Source organism: Micromonospora sp. SH-82 (assembly GCF_051132485.1).
Classification (GTDB): Bacteria; Actinomycetota; Actinomycetes; order Mycobacteriales; family Micromonosporaceae; genus Micromonospora.
In genome coordinates, this window is record NZ_CP148049.1 from 453,569 (window position 1) to 474,129 (window position 20,561).

General features: G+C 72.7%; 16 protein-coding genes. 4 read left to right on the forward strand and 12 right to left on the reverse strand.

The features are described from left to right. Positions 1 to 74: 74 nt before the first annotated feature. The 7 genes from WHN02_RS02065 to WHN02_RS02095 form a co-directional block, all read right to left on the reverse strand. Entirely contained in the window at positions 75 to 1,706 is a 1,632-nt protein-coding gene (locus WHN02_RS02065; RefSeq protein ID WP_434741797.1) for a protein kinase domain-containing protein, read from the reverse strand. A gap of 70 nt (positions 1,707 to 1,776) precedes the next feature. Beyond that, positions 1,777 to 3,336: a fused MFS/spermidine synthase gene (locus WHN02_RS02070; RefSeq protein WP_434741798.1), complete on the reverse strand. Its 1,560-nt coding sequence runs from the start codon at positions 3,334 to 3,336 to the stop codon at positions 1,777 to 1,779. A 36-nt stretch (positions 3,337 to 3,372) separates the two neighbouring features. Next, entirely contained in the window at positions 3,373 to 4,392 is a 1,020-nt protein-coding gene (locus WHN02_RS02075) for a coiled-coil domain-containing protein (protein WP_434741799.1), read from the reverse strand. Between the two features lie 188 nt (positions 4,393 to 4,580). Continuing rightward, entirely contained in the window at positions 4,581 to 5,399 is an 819-nt protein-coding gene (locus tag WHN02_RS02080) for an inositol monophosphatase family protein (protein ID WP_434741800.1), read from the reverse strand. Beyond that, positions 5,392 to 5,844, reverse strand: a complete 453-nt coding sequence (locus WHN02_RS02085; protein ID WP_434741801.1) for a response regulator — start codon at positions 5,842 to 5,844, stop codon at positions 5,392 to 5,394. Before WHN02_RS02085 ends, WHN02_RS02080 begins: the two co-directional genes overlap by 8 nt. Then, the gene (locus tag WHN02_RS02090; RefSeq protein ID WP_434743785.1) at positions 5,841 to 7,598 is read right to left on the reverse strand and encodes a sensor histidine kinase; all 1,758 of its coding nucleotides are present in this window, start codon (positions 7,596 to 7,598) and stop codon (positions 5,841 to 5,843) included. Before WHN02_RS02090 ends, WHN02_RS02085 begins: the two co-directional genes overlap by 4 nt. Before the next feature lie 80 nt (positions 7,599 to 7,678). After that, a complete protein-coding gene (locus WHN02_RS02095; protein ID WP_434741802.1) occupies positions 7,679 to 8,929 on the reverse strand; it encodes a PP2C family protein-serine/threonine phosphatase in 1,251 nt (416 codons plus the stop codon). Between the two features lie 334 nt (positions 8,930 to 9,263). Here WHN02_RS02095 and WHN02_RS02100 point away from each other — a divergent pair, with 334 nt between their 5' ends. Continuing rightward, positions 9,264 to 11,642 carry a M28 family peptidase gene (locus WHN02_RS02100; RefSeq protein WP_434741803.1) on the forward strand — a complete coding sequence of 793 codons (2,379 nt, stop codon included), beginning with the start codon at positions 9,264 to 9,266 and terminating at the stop codon, positions 11,640 to 11,642. A 52-nt stretch (positions 11,643 to 11,694) separates the two neighbouring features. On the opposite strand, the gene WHN02_RS02105 is transcribed toward WHN02_RS02100, so the two are convergent. From WHN02_RS02105 to WHN02_RS02115, 3 genes are all read right to left on the reverse strand, one after another. Next, positions 11,695 to 11,949 carry a Smr/MutS family protein gene (locus WHN02_RS02105; protein ID WP_013736060.1) on the reverse strand — a complete coding sequence of 85 codons (255 nt, stop codon included), beginning with the start codon at positions 11,947 to 11,949 and terminating at the stop codon, positions 11,695 to 11,697. A gap of 19 nt (positions 11,950 to 11,968) precedes the next feature. Beyond that, the gene (locus WHN02_RS02110) at positions 11,969 to 12,367 is read right to left on the reverse strand and encodes a tetratricopeptide repeat protein (protein ID WP_434741804.1); all 399 of its coding nucleotides are present in this window, start codon (positions 12,365 to 12,367) and stop codon (positions 11,969 to 11,971) included. Positions 12,368 to 12,501: 134 nt separating this feature from the next. Then, complete coding sequence (locus tag WHN02_RS02115; protein ID WP_434741805.1) at positions 12,502 to 13,269, reverse strand: ROK family protein; 768 nt, start codon at positions 13,267 to 13,269, stop codon at positions 12,502 to 12,504. An 83-nt stretch (positions 13,270 to 13,352) separates the two neighbouring features. Here WHN02_RS02115 and WHN02_RS02120 point away from each other — a divergent pair, with 83 nt between their 5' ends. Together WHN02_RS02120 and WHN02_RS02125 are read left to right on the forward strand one after the other, a co-directional pair. After that, on the forward strand, positions 13,353 to 14,990 hold the full coding sequence (locus WHN02_RS02120) for an ABC-F family ATP-binding cassette domain-containing protein (protein ID WP_434741806.1): 1,638 nt from the start codon (positions 13,353 to 13,355) through the stop codon (positions 14,988 to 14,990). A 103-nt stretch (positions 14,991 to 15,093) separates the two neighbouring features. Next, positions 15,094 to 15,819 (forward strand): methyltransferase domain-containing protein, encoded by a 726-nt coding sequence (locus tag WHN02_RS02125; RefSeq protein ID WP_434741807.1) that lies wholly within the window; start codon positions 15,094 to 15,096, stop codon positions 15,817 to 15,819. Positions 15,820 to 15,839: 20 nt separating this feature from the next. Here the strand turns inward: WHN02_RS02125 and WHN02_RS02130 are convergent, their stop codons facing one another. Both WHN02_RS02130 and WHN02_RS02135 read right to left on the reverse strand, forming a co-directional pair. Beyond that, positions 15,840 to 18,677, reverse strand: a complete 2,838-nt coding sequence (locus WHN02_RS02130) for an ATP-binding protein (protein ID WP_434741808.1) — start codon at positions 18,675 to 18,677, stop codon at positions 15,840 to 15,842. A gap of 171 nt (positions 18,678 to 18,848) precedes the next feature. Continuing rightward, positions 18,849 to 19,070 (reverse strand): FmdB family zinc ribbon protein, encoded by a 222-nt coding sequence (locus tag WHN02_RS02135; protein ID WP_434741809.1) that lies wholly within the window; start codon positions 19,068 to 19,070, stop codon positions 18,849 to 18,851. Between the two features lie 38 nt (positions 19,071 to 19,108). On the opposite strand from WHN02_RS02135, the gene WHN02_RS02140 reads away from it, so the two are divergent. Further along, complete coding sequence (locus WHN02_RS02140) at positions 19,109 to 20,530, forward strand: lytic murein transglycosylase (RefSeq protein WP_434741810.1); 1,422 nt, start codon at positions 19,109 to 19,111, stop codon at positions 20,528 to 20,530. Positions 20,531 to 20,561: the final 31 nt, after the last annotated feature.

Below are 20,561 nucleotides of genomic sequence, written 5' to 3' on the forward strand. Positions count from 1 at the left end.
CCCACCCGCCCCCGCCCTTCAATAGATCTTGGCGGGAACTGCCCCCCCTTCTGAGGGCCGTTCGACTCCAGGGATCAGTGAGGTGTCGTCGTCGAGGGGTCGGCCGCCTTCGGGGGTTCGGCGGTCGCCTTCAGGGGTTTGGCCACCTTGGAAGGTTTGGCGGACTTCGGAGGCTTGGTGGACTTCGGGGGCTTGACCGCCTTCGGGGGCTTGACCGCCTTCGGGGGTTTCGCGGGCTTGGGTGTGGGGGCGGTCACCGCGACGACCTGGACACCGCAGCGGGTCTCGCCCACCCGGAACTCCACAGGCAGCGGGTTCACCCCGGAGTACCTCCCGGTCAGGGCCACCTTCTCCGAGGCGCCCGGGGCGATCTGCGGACGCCCCACGGCCGGCCGGACGACCACGTCGCTGCCGTGCTGGCGTACCGTCGGGGTGGGTTTGGTCAGGGTCTGCGCGGCGGGGAACGCGAACCGGACGGTCCAGTCCAGCAGTTCCCGCCGCCCGGTGTTGGTCACCGTGAGATCGGCGGCGAAGTTCCGCCCGTCGTCCGTCTTCAAGGTGTACGCCACAGCGCAGCTGACCTGCGGTTCGATCCCCATTCGGGCCGGTGTCGGCGGCTCCTGGTCGCCGCTGGCCGGAGTCCGTCCGGCCAATCCCCACAGCCCGGCGGTCACCGCCACCACCCCGACGGCCGCCACTCCCATCTCGACCCGTCGGCGTCCGGCCGAAACCCGCCGGGGACGACCCGTCGACATCGTGTCCGTCGACGTCGGGTCCGTCGAGGAGGACCGAGGCAGGATCGTGGTCCCCGCGTTGGCCAGGGCCGCCGGATCCAGGGGCAGGGTGGGCGGCAACGGCACCGCCACCGGCAACCCCACCGCTTCGGCGAGGGTACGGGCCAGCTCGGCGCTGCCCGGCCGCTCCTGCGGACGCTTCGCCAGGCACCGGTGCACCAGGTCCCGGACGGGTGCCGGCAGGTCGACCACCGGGGGCATCGGCTCGGGGTCCTGGAACAGGTGCGCCTGCAACAGTTCGGTGGTGCCACTGGCGTCCCAGGGCAGCCGACCGGTGAGCATCCGGTAGAGCAGCAGGCCGACCGCGTACACGTCGACGGCCGGTGAGACCCGGCCCTCGTCCAACCGCTCCGGGGCCAGGTACGCCGGGGTGCCCAACAGCGCCCCGTCGGCCCCCATCTCCTTCGCCCCGACCAGCGCCGAGATGCCGAAGTCAACCACCTTCACCCCGGCCCCGGTCAACATCACGTTGCCCGGGGTGACGTCCCGGTGCACGACCCCCCGGGCGTGGGCGGTGGCCAGCGCCGACGCGGTCTCGGCGGCCACCGTCACCGCCTCCCGCCAGGGCAGCCGCTCGTCCCGGCCGAGCCGGGTGTGCAGCGACCCGCCGTCCACCAGCTCCATCACCACGTACGGGACGGCGAGCCCGCCCTGGTCGGACTCGCCGTAGTCGTACACGCCGGTGATGTGGGGATGGCACAGCCTGGCCGCGGCCTGGGCCTCGATCCGCAGGCGTCGCCGGAAGGTCCGGTCGGCGGCCAGCCCGGTGGCGAGGACCTTCACCGCCACCTGCCGACCGAGCACCTCGTCGTAGCCCCGCCAGACCACCGACATTCCGCCGGCGCCGAGTTCCTCGATCAGTCGGTACCGTCCACCGAGCAGCTGTGCGCCGTTACGGACGACTCCATCCATGCTCGGAGGTGTTGCCCGACCCGGCTCGCCTACACCTTTTCGAGCCGGGTCCGGCTCGGGTTTCACCCGATCAGGCGGCACCGAGGAGTTGGTCCACCGGAGCGAAGTCGTCGGTCAGCACCAGGGCACCGCCGACGAACTCGTCGAACTCGGCACCGGCGAGCACCCGTACCGGCTCGGGAAGCTCGTCCAGCCGGGTCCGCAACGCCTCCAACGGCAGCGGGGCGTCGGAGGCGACGATGACGAAGTTGCTGCCGTTGCGGTCCCCGCTCAGGGCGGCCGGCGGGGCGATGAGGGCGACGTTCGCGAACTCCGCTGCCACTGTCGCCGCCTCGCTGCGGATGAAGCGCAGCTGCCCGTAGTCGATGACGTTCTGCATGTAGACGCCCCCGGGACGGAGGACCCGACCGACCTCGGCCGCCATCTCCCGGGTGGCCAGGTGCCAGGGCACCACCAGGTGTCCGAAGGCGTCCCCGACGATCACGTCCCGGCTCGCCGACGGCTCCTCGACCAGCAGCATCCGCGCGTCGCCGACCTCCGCCCGCAGCTGCGGGCCGGTGGTCAGGCCGAGCTTCTCCCGGCTCAGGTCGACGAGCCCGCCGTCGATCTCGAACACCACGTTGTCGGTGCCCGGCCGGGTGGCCGCCAGGTAGCGGGGCATGGTGAAGCCGCCGCCGCCGATGTGCAGGGCGTCCACCCGCGCCCCCGGCGGTGCCGCCACGTCCGACACCCCACCGAACCACTGGGTGTACGCGAACTCCAGGTGCGTCGGGTCGGCCAGGTCGACGTACGAGTGCTGGGCCGAGTTGAGCACCAACGACCGACCGTCCGGCCGGGCCGGATCGGGGTCCACGCTCGCGCAGTGGTACGCCGTCTCGATGTCACACGGGTTCGGGGCGACCGTGGTCAACCCCGCCCCGATGAGCCCCACCACCGCCAGTCCGGCCCGCAGCTTCGACGCCCCCGGCAGCTTGCCCGCCCCGTCCTGACGGCGGAAGTAGAACCACAGGCCGATCCCGACCACGCCCAGGGCGACCGCAGTGGCGAGCACGATGGTCGTGCTGGTCAGCGCCGCCACCAACACGAACCCGGTGGCCAGGGTGGCGGTGATGCCGCCCAGGGTGCCGATCCCGGAGAGCTTCCCCACCACCTGCCCGGTCCGGCGCAGGTCCGCCAGCTGGAGCTTCACCACCAGCGGGGTGACCGCCGAGAGCAGCATCGCCGGGACGAACACGGCCAGCGCCGTCAACAGCAGCACGGCACTGACGGCGCTGCCCCGCAGCACCTCACCGGCGTACCTGACCATCGGGAGGGTGACGGCCGTGGCGATCCCGGACAGCAGCAACGCCGGGGCGAGCATGGGTCGGGGATCCCACCGGTCGGCCAACCATCCACCAGCCCACGCCCCGTACGCGATGGCCCCCAGCGCCACACCGATCACCGCACTGGTGACCTGGAGGGTCACCCCGACGTACGGGCCGATCAGACGCAGGGCCACCGTCTCCAGCACCAGGACGGCACCGCTGGAGAAGAAGACCAGGAACGCGGCGAGCCCGTTCGGCAGGGCACGCACCGGTGGGGGATCCGCGTCGGCGGCCGGGGCCGCCACATCAGGCGTCGAGCTACTCATCGTGGGGATGGTACGCAGTCATCCTGTCCGCCCGGGTCAATACATCGAGGTGTGAACGTGGTTCGTGTGGTCGGCGGCCGGACTGCCGCTTCCGCTGTACGCCCGCCACCCCGTACCCGGGTGCCAGATCTGCCGGTACCAGATGACGTAGAGGATGCCGAGCCGGTCGGCGTTGCGTACCTGCCAGGCGGCGAGGTTGTCCCCGTACGACTTGTCGCCGCCGGTGGCGGTGCGGTCCTCGAAGCCGTTGGTGGCCGCCGAGAAGTCGCAGGCCCGACCCTTCGGGTGCTCCCCCGACCCGCCGCTGCGGAAGCACGAGGCGTAACGCTTGTACCCGGCCGCCTGGGTCTGCTGGAGCATGTTCAGGGTGCGAGGGGTGATGCAGCCGTTCGCCGGCGTCGGGTCGTTCACCGAGCACGACTCGCCGGGCCAGGAGCCGTTGGAGTTACGCGGTGCCGGGCGGGCCGAGGAGGAGCTGCCGCCGCTGAACCCGCCGCTGCTGCCGGTGCTGACCGCCGCGAGCGCCCGCTCGGCCTGCTTCTTCTTGTTCGCCATCACGGCGACCTGCTTCTGCTGCTCGCGGACCTCGGCGTCGAGCTTGCGCTTGGCCTCGTTCGCCTCGTCCCGGGCGTCGACCATGTCGCGGATCCGCTTGCCGTCCCGCTGGGCCATCACGTCCAGGGAGGCCACCCGGTCCAGGAAGGCGTCGGGGGTGTCCGCGCCCAGCAGCATCGCCGGGGCGGTCAGCCGACCCATCCGGTACGAGTGGGCGGCCACCTCGCTGACCTGCTGGGTGAGACCGCCCAGCCGCTCTTCCATCGTCTTGAGCTCACCGCTGAGCTTCTTCTGACGCTTCTTCGAGGCATCCAGCTTGTTCTTGGCCTCGATGTGCCCCTTCGCGGTGGACTCCAGGGCGTCGCGCAGCTTCTTCGATCCGCCCTCGTCCGGTGCCGCGTGTGCGGGCACCGCCCCGACCCCGAGCAGCAGCGTCACGGCAGTGAGCAGAACGATCAGCGGGTGGCGACCCGACAGGTGACCACCCCGCCGGGTTGACATGGACCTCGGCACGAAAAGCTTCCCTCCGTCGGCCGCCGGTGGCGGCCCCCAACGGCACCGACCGGCTCACCGGCTGGCAGAGACCGTCGGTCACGATACCGGAACCGGCGCGGCTCACCCGGCCGGTGCGACTCCAGGCGGGGAAAACTCGACAGACCGCGCCCGTTCATTCACGTTCAGCGAACCCCTCAGGGTCGTGTCCGGCCGAGAAGGGCCTCGTGGACCACTGACCAGACCTGTTCCGAGGTGGCGACGAGCAGGCCGTTGTCGGACTGGGTCGGGTGGTAGTCGGCACCGTCGAACCGGCGGGCCACCCCGCCCGCCTCCCGGACCAGCAGCACCCCCGGGACGTGGTCCCACGCCAGGGTCCGCCAGAAGATCACGAACTGTTGGTCCCCGGTCAGCAGGTCGAGGTACTCCCGCCCGGCGCAGTGCTGCCCCGGCAGCAACTCCCCCAACCCGGCCGTCCCGGCCTCCACCCGGGCGCGGGTGGACGGGGGGAGGAACCGGGTCATCGCCGGTCCGCGCAGCCGGTCCAGGGAGACCGGCTCCGTCGACGGTTCGACCGGACGGCCGTTGAGCCGGGTGCCCACACCCACCCCGGCCACCGCCAGGTCGTCGGCGAGCGGATCCAACACCCAGGAGGCGACCGGCTCCCCGTCGGTCAGCAGGGCGACCATCAACGCGAACGGACGCCGCCCGGCGGCGAAGTTGCCGGTGCCGTCGACCGGGTCGACCACCCAGACGTCCCCGGCGTCGTGCAGGTGCCGCAGCAGGGTCGGATCGGCGGCGAACGCCTCCTCGCCGACCACCACCGAACCGGGGCGCAACCGGCGCAGCCCGGCGGAGATCATCTCCTCGGCTCGCTGGTCGGCGACGGTCACCAGCTCCCCGGGAGCCTTCTCGGTGATCTCCGAGGCGTCCAGCCGACGGAACAACGGCACGACGACCTCGGCGGCGGTCTCCCGGAGCAGCGCCGCGACGTCGTCCAGCAGCTGGTCAGCCACGGGGCGGCAACTTGACGACGCTGACGAAGAACTCGTCGATCTGACGGACCACCGAGATGAACCGCTCGAAGTCGACCGGCTTCGTCACGTACGCGTTGGCGTGCAGCTGGTAGCTGCGCAGGATGTCCTCGTCCGCCTGCGAGGTGGTGAGGACCACCACCGGGATCCGGCAGAGATGCTCGTCCTTCTTGATCTCCTCCAGCACCTCCCGGCCGTCCCGGCGGGGCAGGTTCAGGTCGAGCAGGATCAGATCCGGGGGCACGGCGTCCGCGTACCGACCCTCCTGGCGCAGGTAGGCGAGGGCCTCGGCCCCGTCCGACACGACGGTCAGCCGGTTGCGGAGCTTGTGCTCCTCGAACGCCTCCTGGGTCATCAGGACGTCACCCGGATCGTCCTCGACCAGCAGCACCTCGATCGGGCTCCTGCCGTCCGCCGGTGCGGTCATCGCGCTGTCTCCTTCGTGCCTGTCGCTCCACCCCCACCCGACGGGGTGTCCGCCGGGTCGGTGGCGTCCCTGGGCTGCGGCTGCCGGACGACGTGCCCGTCCCGATCCGCATCGTCGCCCCCGGAACCGGCACCGACCGGGCCGGGGTCGGCCGGGGCGTCGTCCACCACAGGGTCACCGGCCACCGTCGCCGACGCCGCGTCCGCCCCGGACGGGTCGCCGTCGCCCCCGCCCGTCCCGGCGGCGGCCTCGACGTCCTCGGCCCGGGCCGGAAGGGTGAACCGGATGGCCGTCCCCTCCGCGGTGTCGGTGTCGACCCAGACCCGACCTCCGTGGTACTCCACGATCTTCTTCACGATAGCCAACCCGATGCCCGTGCCGGGGTAGGCATCCTTGGAGTGCAGCCGTTGGAAGATGACGAAGATCTTGTCGGCGAACTCCGGCTCGATCCCGATGCCGTTGTCCTGACAGCTGATCTCCCACTCGTCACCGACCAGTCGCGCCGAGACGTGCACCTTCGGCGTCACGTCCGGGCGACGGAACTTCACCGAGTTGCTGACCAGGTTGACCAGCAGGTTGGTCAACAACGGTTCCTCACCCCGGATCACCGGCAGGTCCGACCAGGTCAACTCCGCGTCGACGTACTGGCGGGCCGGCTCGGTCTGCCCGGCGACGTCCTCCATGACCTTGTTCATGTCGACGTCGGTGAAACCGGTGGTGAGCCGACCGATCCGGGAGAAGGCCAACAGGTCGTTGATCAGGCGCTGCATCCGCTGGGCACCGTCCACCGCGAAGGCGATGTACTGGTCGGCCCGCTCGTCGAGCTTGCCCGCGTACCGGCGCTGGAGCAGCTGGCAGAAGCTGGCCACCTTCCGCAGCGGCTCCTGGAGGTCGTGGGAGGCGACGTACGCGAACTGCTCCAGGTCACGGTTGGACCGGACCAGCTCCTCGGCCTGCTTCTGCAACTGGCTGTTGACCCACTCGATCCGCTCCCGGGCCTCCCGGACCTCGGCCAGGTCCCGGGCGATCTTCTGCCGCATCGAGTCGACGTCCTCGGCGAGGGCGAGGAACTCCGGCGGACCGGAACCGGCGATCCGGTGCTGGTAGTCCCCGTCGGCCACCTCCCGCACCTGCGACGCCAGCGACGTCAGCGGGCGGACCACCATCTTCTCCAGCGAGAACAGCAGCAGCCCACCGGCCACCGCGACCACCACACCCGCGAAGACCAGCAGCAGGACCAGCAGGTCACCGGTTCGCTCGATCTCCGACACCACCCGCTCCCGGGCGGTGAGGATCTCGGCCTGGAGATCCTCTATGGCGTCCCGGATCCCGTCGAACTGCTGCCGGGAATCGTCGGTGAGGAGCGCCTGTCCGGCCGCCGGCCCGTTGGCCTCGGTGGCGGCGATCACCGGCTCGGCGACGGTCCGCCGCCACTGCTCGGCCCGCTCCTGGACCAGCCGCAGCTCCTGGGAGATGTCCGGGTAGTCGTCGGTCAGCTCGGTCATCGTGGCCAGGACCTCACGCTCCTGCCGGAGCCCCTGGTCGTACGGCTGGAGGTCGACCCGGTCACCGCTGACCGCGTACCCGCGGACCCCGGTCTCCTGGTCGAGCAGGACGCTGAGCAGCTCCTGCCCCTGCACCCGCAGGGGGCCGGTCTCGGTCAGCGCCGCGTTGGTGAACTGGCGGTTCTGACTGGCCACCACCGCCTCGGCCCCGGCCAGGAGGACCAGCAGGACGCCCACCACGGAGAGCATGGCGACCACCCGACGGCGCAGCGTCCAACCACCGCGCCGGGGGGTCGAATCGGTGGTGGATTCCTCCACCGTCTGCGTGGTCACCGGCCACCACCCCGGTTCACCAGGAGCATCGCCACGTCGTCGGCGAGCGGGCCCCCGTTGATCTGCTCGGCCCGACCCACCAGCCACGGGGGCAGCTCGGGCAGTGGCACGTCACGACTGGCCGTCTCGTCGAGCAGCCCGGCCAGGCCGGGCACGTCGAGACGCTCGTCACCGGTGCCCACCCGCCCCTCGATGAGGCCGTCGGTGTACATCAGCAGGGACCAGTCATCGGTCTCGAACTCCAGGTCGAAGGCGACGGGTCGGCGGGGTCGTACGCCGAGCAGCAGACCACCCGGTGCCGGTACCGGCGCGACCTTGCCGCCGGAGAGCAGCAGCGGGGGCGGGTGACCCGCCAGGCGGACGGTGGCCCGGTTGGCGTCGATGTCCAGTCGGGTGGTGGCGACGGTGGCGAAGATCTCCTGCAACCGTCGTTCGCTCATCAGCACCTGTTCCAGTGCCGGCAGCACCTCGTCGTCGGGCACCCCGGCCAGGATCAGGGCCCGCCAGGCGACCCGCAGCTCGACCCCGAGCGCCGCCTCGTCCACCCCGTGTCCACAGACGTCCCCGACGATCAGGTCGACCCGGTCCGGCCGGGTCTGCACCACGTCGTAGAAGTCCCCGCCGATGAGCGCGGCGTGCCGCCCCGGCCGGTAGAAGGTGTGTACGGCGATCTCGTCGGTGGTCATCAGCGGCTGGGGCAGCAGACCCCGTTCCAGACGGGCCGACTCGGCCTGACGCAGCTCCACCTCGCGCAACCGGCGGGCGTTCTCGTCGGCCCGCTTGCGCTCCACCGCGTACCGCAGCGCCCGGGTCAGCAGGACCCCGTCGACCTGCCCCTTGACCAGGTAGTCCTGGGCCCCCTCGGCGACCGCGACGATCCCCAGGTGCTCGTCGGAGCGGCCGGTGAGCACGCAGACCGCGGCCCCGCTGGACATCTCCAGCACCTGGCGGAGCCCGTCGATGCCCTGCGCGTCGGGCAGGCCGAGGTCGAGCAGGACACAGTCGACCCCCATCACCCGGCGACGCGCCTCGCTGATACTCGTGGCGACCAGAAGGTCGATCATGGAGTTCGTCTCGGCGAGCAGTTCGCCGACGAGGAAGGCGTCGCCCTCGTCGTCCTCGACCAGCAGCACCCGCAGTCGTTCGCCAGGGGGCAGGTTCGGGTGGTGCCCGAAGCCACCCTGCTGGTGAACGGGGGGCACGACGACGGGTCCGGCCCGGTCGGCCACCCGGTGCGACCGGGTCACCGCCGCGAGGCGCGGGAGATCGCTGGTGATGTCTGGCTCCTTCCGAGTGCCTCGCCGATGCTGTATTAGACAACGGTCCCACACGCCACGGCCACGCCGGGACCGGCGGTGCCCCTTCGAGCACCACCCACCGCGATCCCGCCCCGTCCAGGCCCTTCTGCGACACAACGTTACGGACGACCGGTAATCAGGCAAAGCGTGTGCCTGGTTCCTCCCGATCACGGGTGTGTCGCAGGGGTCCACCGCATCCGACCGGGTGCAGCGCTCGGGGGACTGCGTGTCGGGCCGCGAGAGGGCAGGATGGTGGCCCACCCCCGCCCCAGAGGAGACCTTCGTGGGCGTACCCGTCACCCGTCATCAGGACCGCGCCCTGTCCCGACCCCGCCGACGACCGCTCGCCGCCCTCCTGGCTGTCGTCGCCCTGCTCGCCGTCGGCGTGGGCAGCCTGCTCGACCTGCGTCCCCCGGCGGCCCGCCCGGCCGACGCCCCCGCCGAGGAGTTCAGCGCCGAACGGGCGTACCGGCACGTCGAGGTGGTGGCGGCGCAGCCGCACCCGGCCGGCAGCCCGGCCAACGACCGGGTACGCGAACACGTCGTGGACACCCTGCGCGGACTCGGACTCACCACCGAGGTCCAGGACACCGTGGCGCAGGAGGCGGGGCAGCTCAGCGGGGCGGCCGGTGGGGCCACCCTGGCCCGGGTCCGCAACGTCGTCGCCCACCTGCCCGGCACCGACTCCACCGGCCGGGTGTTCCTGGTCGCCCACTACGACTCGGTGCAGACCAGCCCGGGCGGCAACGACGACGCCGCCGGGACCGCCGCCATCCTGGAGGCGGCCCGAGCCCTGACCACCGGCCCCCCTCCCCGCAACGACATCGTCTTCGTCCTCACCGACGCCGAGGAGGCGTGTCTCTGCGGGGCCTCCGCCTTCGCCGCCGACCACCCGCTCGCCGCCGACGGCGGGGTCGTCGTCAACCTGGAGGCACGCGGATCGACCGGCCCGGTCATCATGTTCGAGACCTCCCGGGACAACGCCGGACTGGTCGACGTCTTCGGCCGGGGGGCACCCCACCCGGTCGGCACCTCCTTCGCCGTGGAGGTCTACCGGGCGCTCCCCAACGACACCGACTTCACCGCCTTCCTCGACCGGGACTTCGTGGGGCTGAACTCGGCGTACATCGACGGTGGGGCGATCTACCACACCCCGTTGGACACCGCGGCGTCGGTGGACCGGCGCAGCCTCCAACACCACGGCGCCAACGTGCTCGGGCTGGCCCGGGAGTTCGGCCGGACCGACCTGACCGACCTGGACGCCGACCACGACGCCACCTACTTCCCCGTGCCGGGTGGACTCGTCCGCTACCCCGGCTGGCTGACAGTGCCGCTGGCCCTGCTCGCCCTGGTCGCGGTGGGCGCACTCGGCTGGGCCGTCCGACGTCGTGGACGGGCCGACGCCAAGCGACTCGCCGCCGGGTTCGCCGTGACAGTGGTGCCGCTGGTGGCCGCCCCCCTGGCCGCGCAACTGCTCTGGCTGGGCATCACCACCATCCGCCCCGGCCACGCCGAACTGCTCGACCCGTACCGTCCGACCTGGTACCGGCTCGCCGTGGTGGCCCTCGCCGCCGCGATCCTCACCGCCTGGTACGCGCTGCTGCGCCGCCCGGTCGGCCCGGCGGCCCTCGCCGTCGGCGGGTTGACCTGGCTGGCCCTGCTCGGGGTGCTCTTCGCCGTACTGGTCCCCGGCGGGGCGTACCTGCTCAGTCTCCCGGCCCTGGCCGGCGCGCTCGGGGGGTCGGTCGCCCTGCGCACCCGGCTCGACGGGCCCGGGGCGGTCGTCGCGGTCACCACCGCCGGGGCGGTCGCGGTGGTGGTCCTGCTCCCCACCGTGGTCCTGCTCTTCCCGGCGCTGGGCATGGCGATGGGCGGCGTCGCCGCACTGGTCACGGTGCTGCTCGGCCTGGCCGTGCTGCCCGTTCTCGACCTGCTGCACCCGGCCGCCGGTGGGCAACGCGGGATGGTCGCCCTGAAAGCCCGCCGGCTCGGCGCGGTACCCGCCGTCGCCGCGACCCTGGCGGCGGTGGTGTTCGCCGGGGTCGGCCTGGCCGTCGACCGGTTCGACGCCGACCACCCGACGCCCACCCACCTGATGTACGCCCTCGACGCCGGCACCGGGCAGGCCCGGTGGCTCAGCCGGGAGGCCGACCCGCAGCCGTGGACCGCCGGGTACGTCGACGCCGTCGAATCCGTCGACGACTTCCCCGGGATCGGGTCCCGTGAACTGCGGGCCGGACCGGCACCCGCCACCGACCTGCCCGCACCGACACTGGAGGTGCTGGCCGACACGACTGTCGACAACCAGCGGACCCTGCGGCTGCGGCTCACCCCGCAACGGCCGGTCCGGCTGACCACACTGCACGTCGACCTCGACACGGCGGGGGTCTCCGCGATGACCGTCGCCGGACGGCCGGTGCCGCTCGGCCGACCCGAGCACTCCTGGGACCTCGGCGTCGTCTTCCACGCCCCGCCGCCGGAGGGCGTGGAGATCACCGTGACCGCCTCGGTCCGACCCGACCGGCCGGTACGGCTGCGGGCGATGGACGCCAGCGACGGCCTCGACGCCCTGCCCGGGTTCCGTCCCCGCCCGCCCGACGTCGGGGTGGTCGGCTCACACAGCTCGGAACTGCTCGCCGTCGCCCGGACCTACGAGCTGTAGACGTGACGCGGGTCCGGCGGCACCTCGCCGCCGGACCCGTGCCACGTCGTCGTCACTTCCAGCGGAAGTGCACGAAGAGCCGTCCGAAGTTCTTCGAGTCCTTCTCCACCCGGTGGTAGAGCTGCTTGACGTCCTTCTGGTCCAGGAACCGCAGCACCCGCTTCTTCAGCTGACCGGAACCCTTCCCCGGGATGATCTCCACGAGGGTGGCCTTCTTCGCCACCGCCTCGTCCATGATCCCGCGCAGCGCCCGGTCGATGTCGTGGCCCTTGTTGAAGATGTCGTGCAGGTCCAGCTTCAGCTTCACCGCCCGGCCACCCCTCCGCTCAGCTCGCCTGACGTCTCATCGTAGGTCCGGCCGCCGAGCCCCCGACCCGGGACTCGACCCGCCGCAGGGCGGTGGTGTAGTCGGTGTTCGTCCCGTGCATCGCCGCCGCGATGCGCAGGTGCCGCAGGGCCTCCACCGGCCGGTTCATCCGCTCCAGCGTCCGACCGAGGACGTGGTGGGCGTAGTGGTCGCTCGGGTCCCGGTCGACGAGCTCCCGCAGCTGCTGCTCGGCCCGGGGGAGCTGCGCGGACTGGAAGTACGCCCGCGCCAGCAGCTGGCGTACCGAGGAGTTGTCCGGCTCCGCCTCGATGATCGGCTCCAGCAACCGGGCCGCGCTGGTCGGGTCGCCCGCCTCGAAGAACACGGTCGCCCGCCGGTACTCGGCCAGAAAGTCCATCCGACCCACCTCCTGCTGTCGCCCGACACTTACCCGACGCTGGCACAACACCGCCCGGACCGGGAGTGTTCCCCTGAAGGAAGTTCACCGCCGGCCGGTCACCGTGCCCGGTCGTACCGGTCGTCGGCCCCGGGTTACGCGCGGTCGTACCGGTCGTCGGCCAGTTCCCAGGCGCGGACCCCGCCGACGATGCCGGCGGTGTTGGGCACCACCACGACGTCGTCACCCATCCGGGCCAGCTGCTCGGGTCGGATCAGTCGGGAGTTCCCGCCGCCCAGGTAGAGCCGGTCCCAGTGGAACACCGGCCGGAGCCCCTCCACCACCTGCCGGATCCGCCGGGACCAGAACCCGTCACCGAGTCGGCGACGCTCCGGCTCCCCCACGTACGTGTCGTAGGTGGTGCCCCACCGGACCGGGGCGTGGGACAGCTCCAGGTGCGGGGCGAGTCGACCACCGTCGAACAGCGCGCTGCCCAGCCCGGTGCCGAGGGTCAGCATCAGCTCGCAGCCCGCCCCGGCGACCACCCCGGCCCCGTGCACCTCGGCGTCGTTGAGGACCAGGGCCGGCATCCCGAAGGCCTCCTCCAGGGCGGTCCGGGCGTCGTACCCGGACCACTCGGCAAGCAGCGTCGGGTCGACCCGGGAGCGGGGGCCGGACCGGGTCACGTAGTGCGGGGTGGCCACCACCACCCCGTGCCGGATCATGCCCGGCAGGCCCACCGTCACCCGGTCCGCCGTCGGCAGCCGGCCCCCCAGCTCCACGAGGGTCCGTACGAACAGCGCCGGGGGCAGCGGGTACGGGGTGGGCACCCGGATCGGGTGGGCCCGAATCGTTCCTGCTGCATCGAGGACCGACGCCTTGATCCCGCCGCCGCCACAGTCGATCGCCAGAGTGGTCACCACGACCGCGAGTCTGCCTCGTGTCGGGACGGCCGGCACACCGGGCGGGCAAACCCGGTGGACGCGGTGGTTAGGCTCATCCTCTGATGAGCGCGACGATGGTGGTGAAGGAGTTGGCCGCCGGCCACGGTGACCGGCTTCTCTTCTCCGGGCTGGACCTGGTGGTGGCCCCCGGTGACGTGATCGGCCTGGTCGGGGTGAACGGCGCCGGCAAGTCGACGCTGCTGCGTACCCTCGCCGGAGCGGTGCCGGTCGAGGCGGGCGGGGTGACGCTCAGCCCGCCCACCGCGACCGTCGGATACCTGCCACAGGAGCCGGAACGACGGGCCGGGGAGACGGTCGGGGACTTCCTCTCCCGCCGGACCGGGGTGACCGACGCCCAGGCCGCCCTGGACGCCGCGACCGAGGCGCTCACAGTCGGTGCGACCGGCGCCGACGACGCCTACGCCGAGGCGTTGGACCGGTGGCTCGGCCTCGGCGGCGCAGACCTGACCGAACGGGCCGAACAGGTCCGGGCGGACCTGGGCCTCACCGTCGGCCTGGACCATCCGATGACGGGCCTCTCCGGCGGGCAGGCCGCCCGCGCCGGGCTGGCCTCGCTGCTGCTGAGCCGCTACGACGTCTTCCTGCTCGACGAGCCCACGAACGACCTGGACCTGGCCGGTCTGCAACGGCTGGAACAGTTCGTCACCGGCCTGCGGGCGGGCACCGTGCTGGTCAGCCACGACCGGGAGTTCCTCACCCGGACGGTGACCCGGGTGTTGGAGCTGGACCTGCACCAGCAGCAGGTCAACCACTACGGCGGTGGTTACGCGGGATACCTGGAGGAGCGGGAGGTGGCCCGTCGGCACGCCCGAGCCGAGTTCGAGGAGTACGCCGACACGAAAGCCGACCTGCTGGCGCGGGCCCGCACCCAACGCGCCTGGATGGAGAAGGGCGTCAAGAACGCCCGGCGCAAGGCCACCGACAACGACAAGATCGGCCGCAAGTTCCGGGCCGAGGCGACCGAGAAGCAGGCCGCCAAGGCCCGGCAGACCGAACGGCTGATCGAGCGCCTGGAGGTGGTCGAGGAGCCGCGCAAGGAGTGGGAGCTGCGGATGGAGATCGCCGCCGCGCCCCGCGCCGGGTCCGTGGTGGCCACCCTCCGGGACGCGGTGGTACGCCGAGGCGACTTCACCCTCGGCCCGGTGGACCTGCAGATCGACTGGGCCGACCGGGTGACGGTGACCGGGGCCAACGGGTCCGGAAAGTCCACCCTGCTCGGCGCGCTGCTGGGACGGCTGCCACTGGACCGGGGACATGCCGCCCTCGGTTCCGGGGTGGTGGTCGGGGAGGTGGACCAGGCCCGTCGCCTCTTCCTCGGTGACCAGCCGCTGCTGGACGCCTTCCGGGCGGCCGTACCGGACACCGCCCCGGCGGACGTACGGACCCTGCTGGCCAAGTTCGGCCTGCGCGCCGAGCACGTCCTGCGTCCCGCCGGCACCCTCTCCCCCGGTGAACGGACCCGGGCCGCCCTGGCCCTGCTCCAGGGGCGCGGGGTGAACCTGCTGGTCCTCGACGAGCCGACGAACCACCTGGACCTGCCGGCGATCGAGCAGCTGGAGTCGGCGTTGGACGGATATCCGGGCACCCTGCTCCTGGTCACGCACGACAGGCGGATGCTCGACGCGGTGCACACCACCCGACGGCTCCAGGTCGAGGACGGTCGGGTCACCGAACTCTGAGACCGTCCTCCGCGTACCCGGGCCACCACCCCCGATCGGATGAACGTGGACGGGCCGGGCGTAGCGGGCGGCGTACCGGGTAACGGGCGGCCGGAGGTGACCCATGGTCGCGCTGACCCAGACCCCGCCCTCGGCCGAACGGCTGCGGGCGGTCGACGAATTCCTCGCCGAGACCTGGGCGGACCAGGCCGGACACGACACGCGGCTGCGGGACCTGGCCGTGCGGGTCCGCTTCGACCAGGGGGTGGCCCACCTGACCGGGGAGGTCGCCGACGCCGGGCAGCTCCGGCTGGTCCGGGATCGGGTGGGTCGGCTCGCCGGGGTCTTCGGGGTCTGGTCCCGGGTACGCGTCGCCGGGCGTGACCCGGTCGTCGTCGACCTGGGCTGCGGCGGAACGAAGCAGTACCCGGAGAACCTGGGGCTGGACATCTTCCCCGCCCCCGGGGTGAACGCGATCGCCGACCTGTCCGGCTCGCTGCCCCTGGCCGACGACTCGGTGGACGTCCTCTTCGCGGTGCACATCCTGGAACACCTGATCGACTTCCTGCCCCTGGTGGACGAGTGCCACCGGGTACTGCGCCCCGGGGGCGTCCTGCACGTCATGAGCCCCTGGTGGGGGCATGTGAACGCGGTGGCCGACCCGACCCACGTACGGCTGCTCGACGTACAGACGATCAAGGGGGTCTGTGTGCAGCGGCCGCCCGGCACCCCCCGGTGGCACCCGCTGCACGCCGGGTGCGACGGGGCCAGCATCTTCGCCGACCTCACCCCCCTGGCACCGGACGCCGACCCGCCCACCCCCAGCCACCTGGCCCGCTTCTTCGCCTGACGGCGGAAGGGACCCCCCGGTCAGGGAAGGAGGGGTGGGGCGGTGGTCTTGAACCGGGTCGAGTCGGCGGCCAGGTCGGGGTGTTCCACACCGAGCGCCAGGGCGGCCGCCTCCTCCAGGCTCAGCTCGCTGCCCTCGCCGTACGCGGCGTCGAACTCCGCGTCGCCGACCAGCTCACGTACCTCCGTCTGGCGTTGCAGCCAGTACGCGTCGTGGATGCCGGGGGTCGACCGCATGCTCGCCCGGGTCGCCTGGGCGGCACCGAAGAGCCGGGCGGCGGTCGACGGGTCGCCTCCGGCGGCGCACCGCACGGCGATCGCGTCGAGTGTGTCGCAGGCCCGGCCGTGGAACCCGTGCGCCAGCCGGGAACGCAGCGCCGCCTGAAGGTGCTCGTGCGCTGCCACCAGGTCACCTCGGGCCAACGCCACCATGCCGAGCAGCATGTCCACCGAGCGGCGACCCCGCTCCACCGGCCGGGCCGCCTCGATCGGGCGGGCCGCGCCGAGCAGCTCCGCCGCGTCGTCCAGGGCACCCCGCCGCCAGAGCAGCTCGGCCAGGCTGAACACGGCGAACAGCACGTCACCGGCGACACCCTGCTCGTACGCCCAGTCGATGACCTCCCGACAGACCCGCTCCGCCTCGACGAACTGTCCCATGTCGATGAGCGGTGCCGCCCGTCCGGCGAGGACCCGGGCCAGCAGTCCGGCCTCCCCCGCCTGCCGGGCCGCCGCCTCGGCCCGCTGCGAGAAACGCAGCTCCTCGGCCAGCTCGCCGTCGGCCCCGGCGTGCAGGGAGTGCAGGTGGTACGCCGCCGCCAGCTCGGCCTCCGGGATCTCCTCCCCGGTCTCGGCGATCCGTCCGTAGAGCCGGAACAGCCACAACCGGCCCTCCCGGGCCAGCCCCCGCTCCCGCCACCACTGGTCGAGCCCACCGGCCAGGCGCAGCCCCGCCCGGGCGCTTCCGCCGGTGGCGCACCAGCGCAGCGCGGCCCGCAACTCCCCGGCCAGCGGGTCGAGACGGTAGAGCGACAGCGTCACAGGTTGCCCGTCCGGGCCGAGGTGGGCCTGTTCCAGCGCCCGCGTCGACCAGGCCACGTGCCGGTCCCGGGCGGTCCGCTCCTCACCGGCCTCGGTCAGCCGACGGGCGGCGTACGCCCGGATCGGGTCGAGCATCCGGTAGGTGCTTCCGGTGGCGCTCGGCTCGGCGAGGATCATCGACTTGTCGACGAGGACGCTCAACGGGTCGAGCGGGTCGTCGTCGAGCAGCCACTGCATCGTCGCCAGGTCCACCGGCCGGGCGAACACCGACAGCCAGCGCAGCAGCCGGGCCGCCCGGGGGCCGAGGGTCCGGTACGACCAGGTCACGGTGGCCTGCATGGTGGCGTGTCGTTCCACCGCCGAGCGGCGTACCGCCCGGGTGGCCGAGGTGGGCGGGGTGGCCCCCCGGGCGGCGGCCACCAGGTCGACGGTGTCGTGCTGCTGACCGGACCAGTCCGGCCCCGGGAACCCGACGAACGGATCGGGGCCGTACCCGCCGGACCGGCGCTCCCACGGGTCCGGGGCGGACTGGTCCCGCCCGGCGTCGAGGGTGCCCAGCACGTCGTCGAGCCGCTCGGCGAGCTGCCCGGCGGAGAGCACCCGCAGGCGGGCGGCGGCCAGTTCGATGGCGAGCGGCAGCCCGTCGAGCCGCTGCGCCACCCGACGCAGGTCGGCGGCCTCCGCCGACTCGGGTTGCCGACCTCCCCGGGCCGCAGTCGTCCGGTCCAGCAGCAGCGCCACCGCGTCGCTCTGGGCGCCGTCGGGTCGGGGCTCCACCGACAGCGGTGGTATCCGCCACACCACCTCCCCGGGCAGGCCGAAGGACTCCCGGCTGGTGGCCAGGACCCGTACCCCGCCGCAGCCGGCGAGCAGCCGGGAGATCAGCTCGGCCGACGCGGACGGCTGCGCGTCACAGGTGTCCAGGACGATCAGCATGGCGCGGTTGGCCGCGTACTCGACGAGGGTGTCCACCATCGGCCGACCGGGCTCCGGACGGAGCCCGAGGACGGCCGCGACGGCGAAGGCGACGAGCCCCGGGTCGGTCACCGTGGCGATGTCGACGAACCACACCCCGTCCGGGTACGCCTCCACCACTGCGGCGGCCAACTCGACAGCGAGTCGGGTCTTGCCGGCACCCCCGGCCCCCAACACCGTGACCAGGCGGTGCTGACGCATCAGCCGGTCCAGTTCGGCGCGTTCGACCTCCCGGCCGACGAAGCTGGTGACCTGGGTGGGCAGGTTGTGCGCCACCGCGTCGGCGGTACGCGGGCGGGGGAACTGTCGCTCCAGCCCCGGGGCGACCAGTTGGAACAGTCGCTCCCGGTCGTCGAAGCCGCGCAGCCGGTGCAGGCCGAGGTCCAGCAGGGAGGACCCGTCCGGCAGCGGGTCGGCGTGCCGGGCGGTCCCCGCCGAGCAGAGCACCTGCCCACCGTGGGCGGCGGCGGCGACCCGGGCCGCCCGGTGCACCTCCGGGCTGGCGTACTCGCCGTCGCGGGGCTCGGCGTACCCGGTGTGCAGTCCCATCCGTACCCGGGGTGCGGACTCGGGGCTGGGCCAGTCGTGCCCGGTCAGCGCCAGCTGCGCGGTCAGGCAGGCGGTCAGCGCGGCAGTGGCGTCCGGGAACGCGATGAAGAACGAGTCGCCCTCGGTCAGCAACTCGGCCCCGGCGGTGCCCGCGAGCGTACGACGCAGCAACCGCCGGTGCTCCCGCAGGACCGGCCGGTAGTCCGGGCCGAGCAGCTGGGCCAGCCGGGTCGACCCCTCGATGTCGGTGAACACGAAGGTCACCAGGCCGCTCGGGAGGTCGATGGGTGACGACATGAGTGGAACCTCCGCACCTGACGTCGGGGTCATGCTCTCCCGTGCCACCCGGTCCGCCTTCGTCCAGACGGGACGGGGGTTGCGCCCAAAGGTGCCATCCCACCTGCACAAGGGCAAGACAACCGTAGCCGCAACCGTCCAGTGAGGACGGTTACGGTCGACGGTGCCGGGTCAGCAGCCGCAGCCACCACCGCAGCAGCCACCACCGGACGGGGCGGGCGCGCCGCCGGCCGCACCGCCACCACCGCGACCGGTGAACGCGACGGTGGAGAGGAGTTTGACTGTGTCGTCGTGCCCCTGGGGGCAGGACGCGGGGGCAGCGGCCTCCGCCATCGGGCGGTTGACCTCGAAGGTGTCGCCGCAGGCGCGGCAACGGAACTCGTACCGGGGCATGGATCCAGGGTACGGCCGGTCCTGACTATCGGGGTGACATGGGTGATACTCGACGGGTGGTGGACGGCCAGGAAGAACCGACGAACCGACAGCTACGGTCGGCCGCGCCGCCCGCTGATCCCACGGGGCAGGGTGGGACGCCCCGAATTCCCCGTCCCCGTCGGCCCTGGCTGGCCCGGTGGCGTGACGAGCAGGACGCGCCCCCAGCGCCCGCGACCACCCCGACACCCGCCGAACCGACCCCTGTCTCCCCGACTCCCGCCGAGTCGACACCCGTCACCCCGACTCCCGCCGAACCGACCCCTGTCTCCCCGACTCCCGCCGAGTCGACACCCGTCACCCCGACTCCCGCCGAGCCGACCCCGTCCACCGACAAGACCGACGACAAGGCGACGGGCGATACCGACGCCAAGGCGGTGGAGGAGACCGGCGGGAAGGCGGCCCCGGCCGTCGGCGAGACGGCACCGGTGGCGGCTCCGACCCGGGTCGGCAATCCACGTCGTCGGGTGCCGTTCGCCCACGCCCTGCGGACGCCACCCCGGCGGATGGCGGGGGCTGCGGCACGCGCCACCCGGGAGTGGTCGAGGCGGCCCAGTGGGCGGCTCGCCGTACCCGGGCTGTTCCTTCTCGGGCTGGTCGCGGCGATGGCGGCGACCGGCGCGTTGCTGGTGCCGGCAGCCGCCCGCAACGCCCAACCGACGGCGGCCGGGGCCGTCGGCAGCCCCACCGACGCGGCCTGGCCACAGACGGAGTCGCAGGTGCCGCTGCCACCCGGCGCCACCGCAGTGCCGGGTGTCCCCGGTGAGGTTCCCTCGGGTCTGCCCGGCGCTTCGGGCGCCCCGTCCGGGGTGCTGCCCTCCGGGGGTGCGGCCCCGGTGGTCGCCCGTCCGGTCGACGCCCTCGCGGGCTGGGCACAGACCACCGGTGCCAGGGTGGAGATCTCCCCGGTCGCGATGCAGGCGTACGGCTACGCTGAGCTGGTCCTCGCCCAGACCGAACCCGGTTGTCAGCTGAGCTGGACGACGCTGGCCGCCATCGGGTACGTGGAGTCCCGGCACGGGCAGGCCAACGGGGCCACCCTGAAGCCGAACGGCCGCGCCGAGGACCCGTTGATCTTCGGGTTGCCGTTGGACGGTCAGGGCGGCCGGATGCTGATCCGCGACACCGACCAGGGACGGCTGGACAACGACACCACCTTCGACCGGGCGGTCGGGCCGATGCAGTTCATCCCCACCACGTGGGAGGAGATCGGGGCGGACGCCGACGGGGACGGGGTGAAGGACCCGCACAACCTCAACGACGCGGCGCTCGCCGCCGGACGGTACCTCTGCAAGGGGGGCCGGAACCTCACCGTCGCGAGCGACTGGTGGCAGGCGATCCTGTCGTACAACGACGTACGCCGGTACGCCCAGGACGTGTTCGACACCGCCAACCGGTACGGTCAGGCCAGCCGCGCCTGATGTGATCGTCTGCGTACATTGGAGGAGCGGA

Bases quoted from the DNA above. Each gene is read 5' to 3' on its own strand.
- WHN02_RS02065 (WP_434741797.1), bottom strand. From the start codon at position 1,706: ATGGATGGAGTCGTCCGTAACGGCGCACAGCTGCTCGGTGGACGGTAC.
- WHN02_RS02070 (WP_434741798.1), bottom strand. From the start codon at position 3,336: ATGAGTAGCTCGACGCCTGATGTGGCGGCCCCGGCCGCCGACGCGGAT.
- WHN02_RS02075 (WP_434741799.1), bottom strand. From the start codon at position 4,392: ATGTCAACCCGGCGGGGTGGTCACCTGTCGGGTCGCCACCCGCTGATC.
- WHN02_RS02085 (WP_434741801.1), bottom strand. From the start codon at position 5,844: ATGACCGCACCGGCGGACGGCAGGAGCCCGATCGAGGTGCTGCTGGTC.
- WHN02_RS02090 (WP_434743785.1), bottom strand. From the start codon at position 7,598: ATGCTCTCCGTGGTGGGCGTCCTGCTGGTCCTCCTGGCCGGGGCCGAG.
- WHN02_RS02110 (WP_434741804.1), bottom strand. From the start codon at position 12,367: ATGGACTTTCTGGCCGAGTACCGGCGGGCGACCGTGTTCTTCGAGGCG.
- WHN02_RS02120 (WP_434741806.1), top strand. From the start codon at position 13,353: ATGAGCGCGACGATGGTGGTGAAGGAGTTGGCCGCCGGCCACGGTGAC.
- WHN02_RS02125 (WP_434741807.1), top strand. From the start codon at position 15,094: ATGGTCGCGCTGACCCAGACCCCGCCCTCGGCCGAACGGCTGCGGGCG.
- WHN02_RS02130 (WP_434741808.1), bottom strand. From the start codon at position 18,677: ATGTCGTCACCCATCGACCTCCCGAGCGGCCTGGTGACCTTCGTGTTC.
- WHN02_RS02135 (WP_434741809.1), bottom strand. From the start codon at position 19,070: ATGCCCCGGTACGAGTTCCGTTGCCGCGCCTGCGGCGACACCTTCGAG.
- WHN02_RS02140 (WP_434741810.1), top strand. From the start codon at position 19,109: ATGGGTGATACTCGACGGGTGGTGGACGGCCAGGAAGAACCGACGAAC.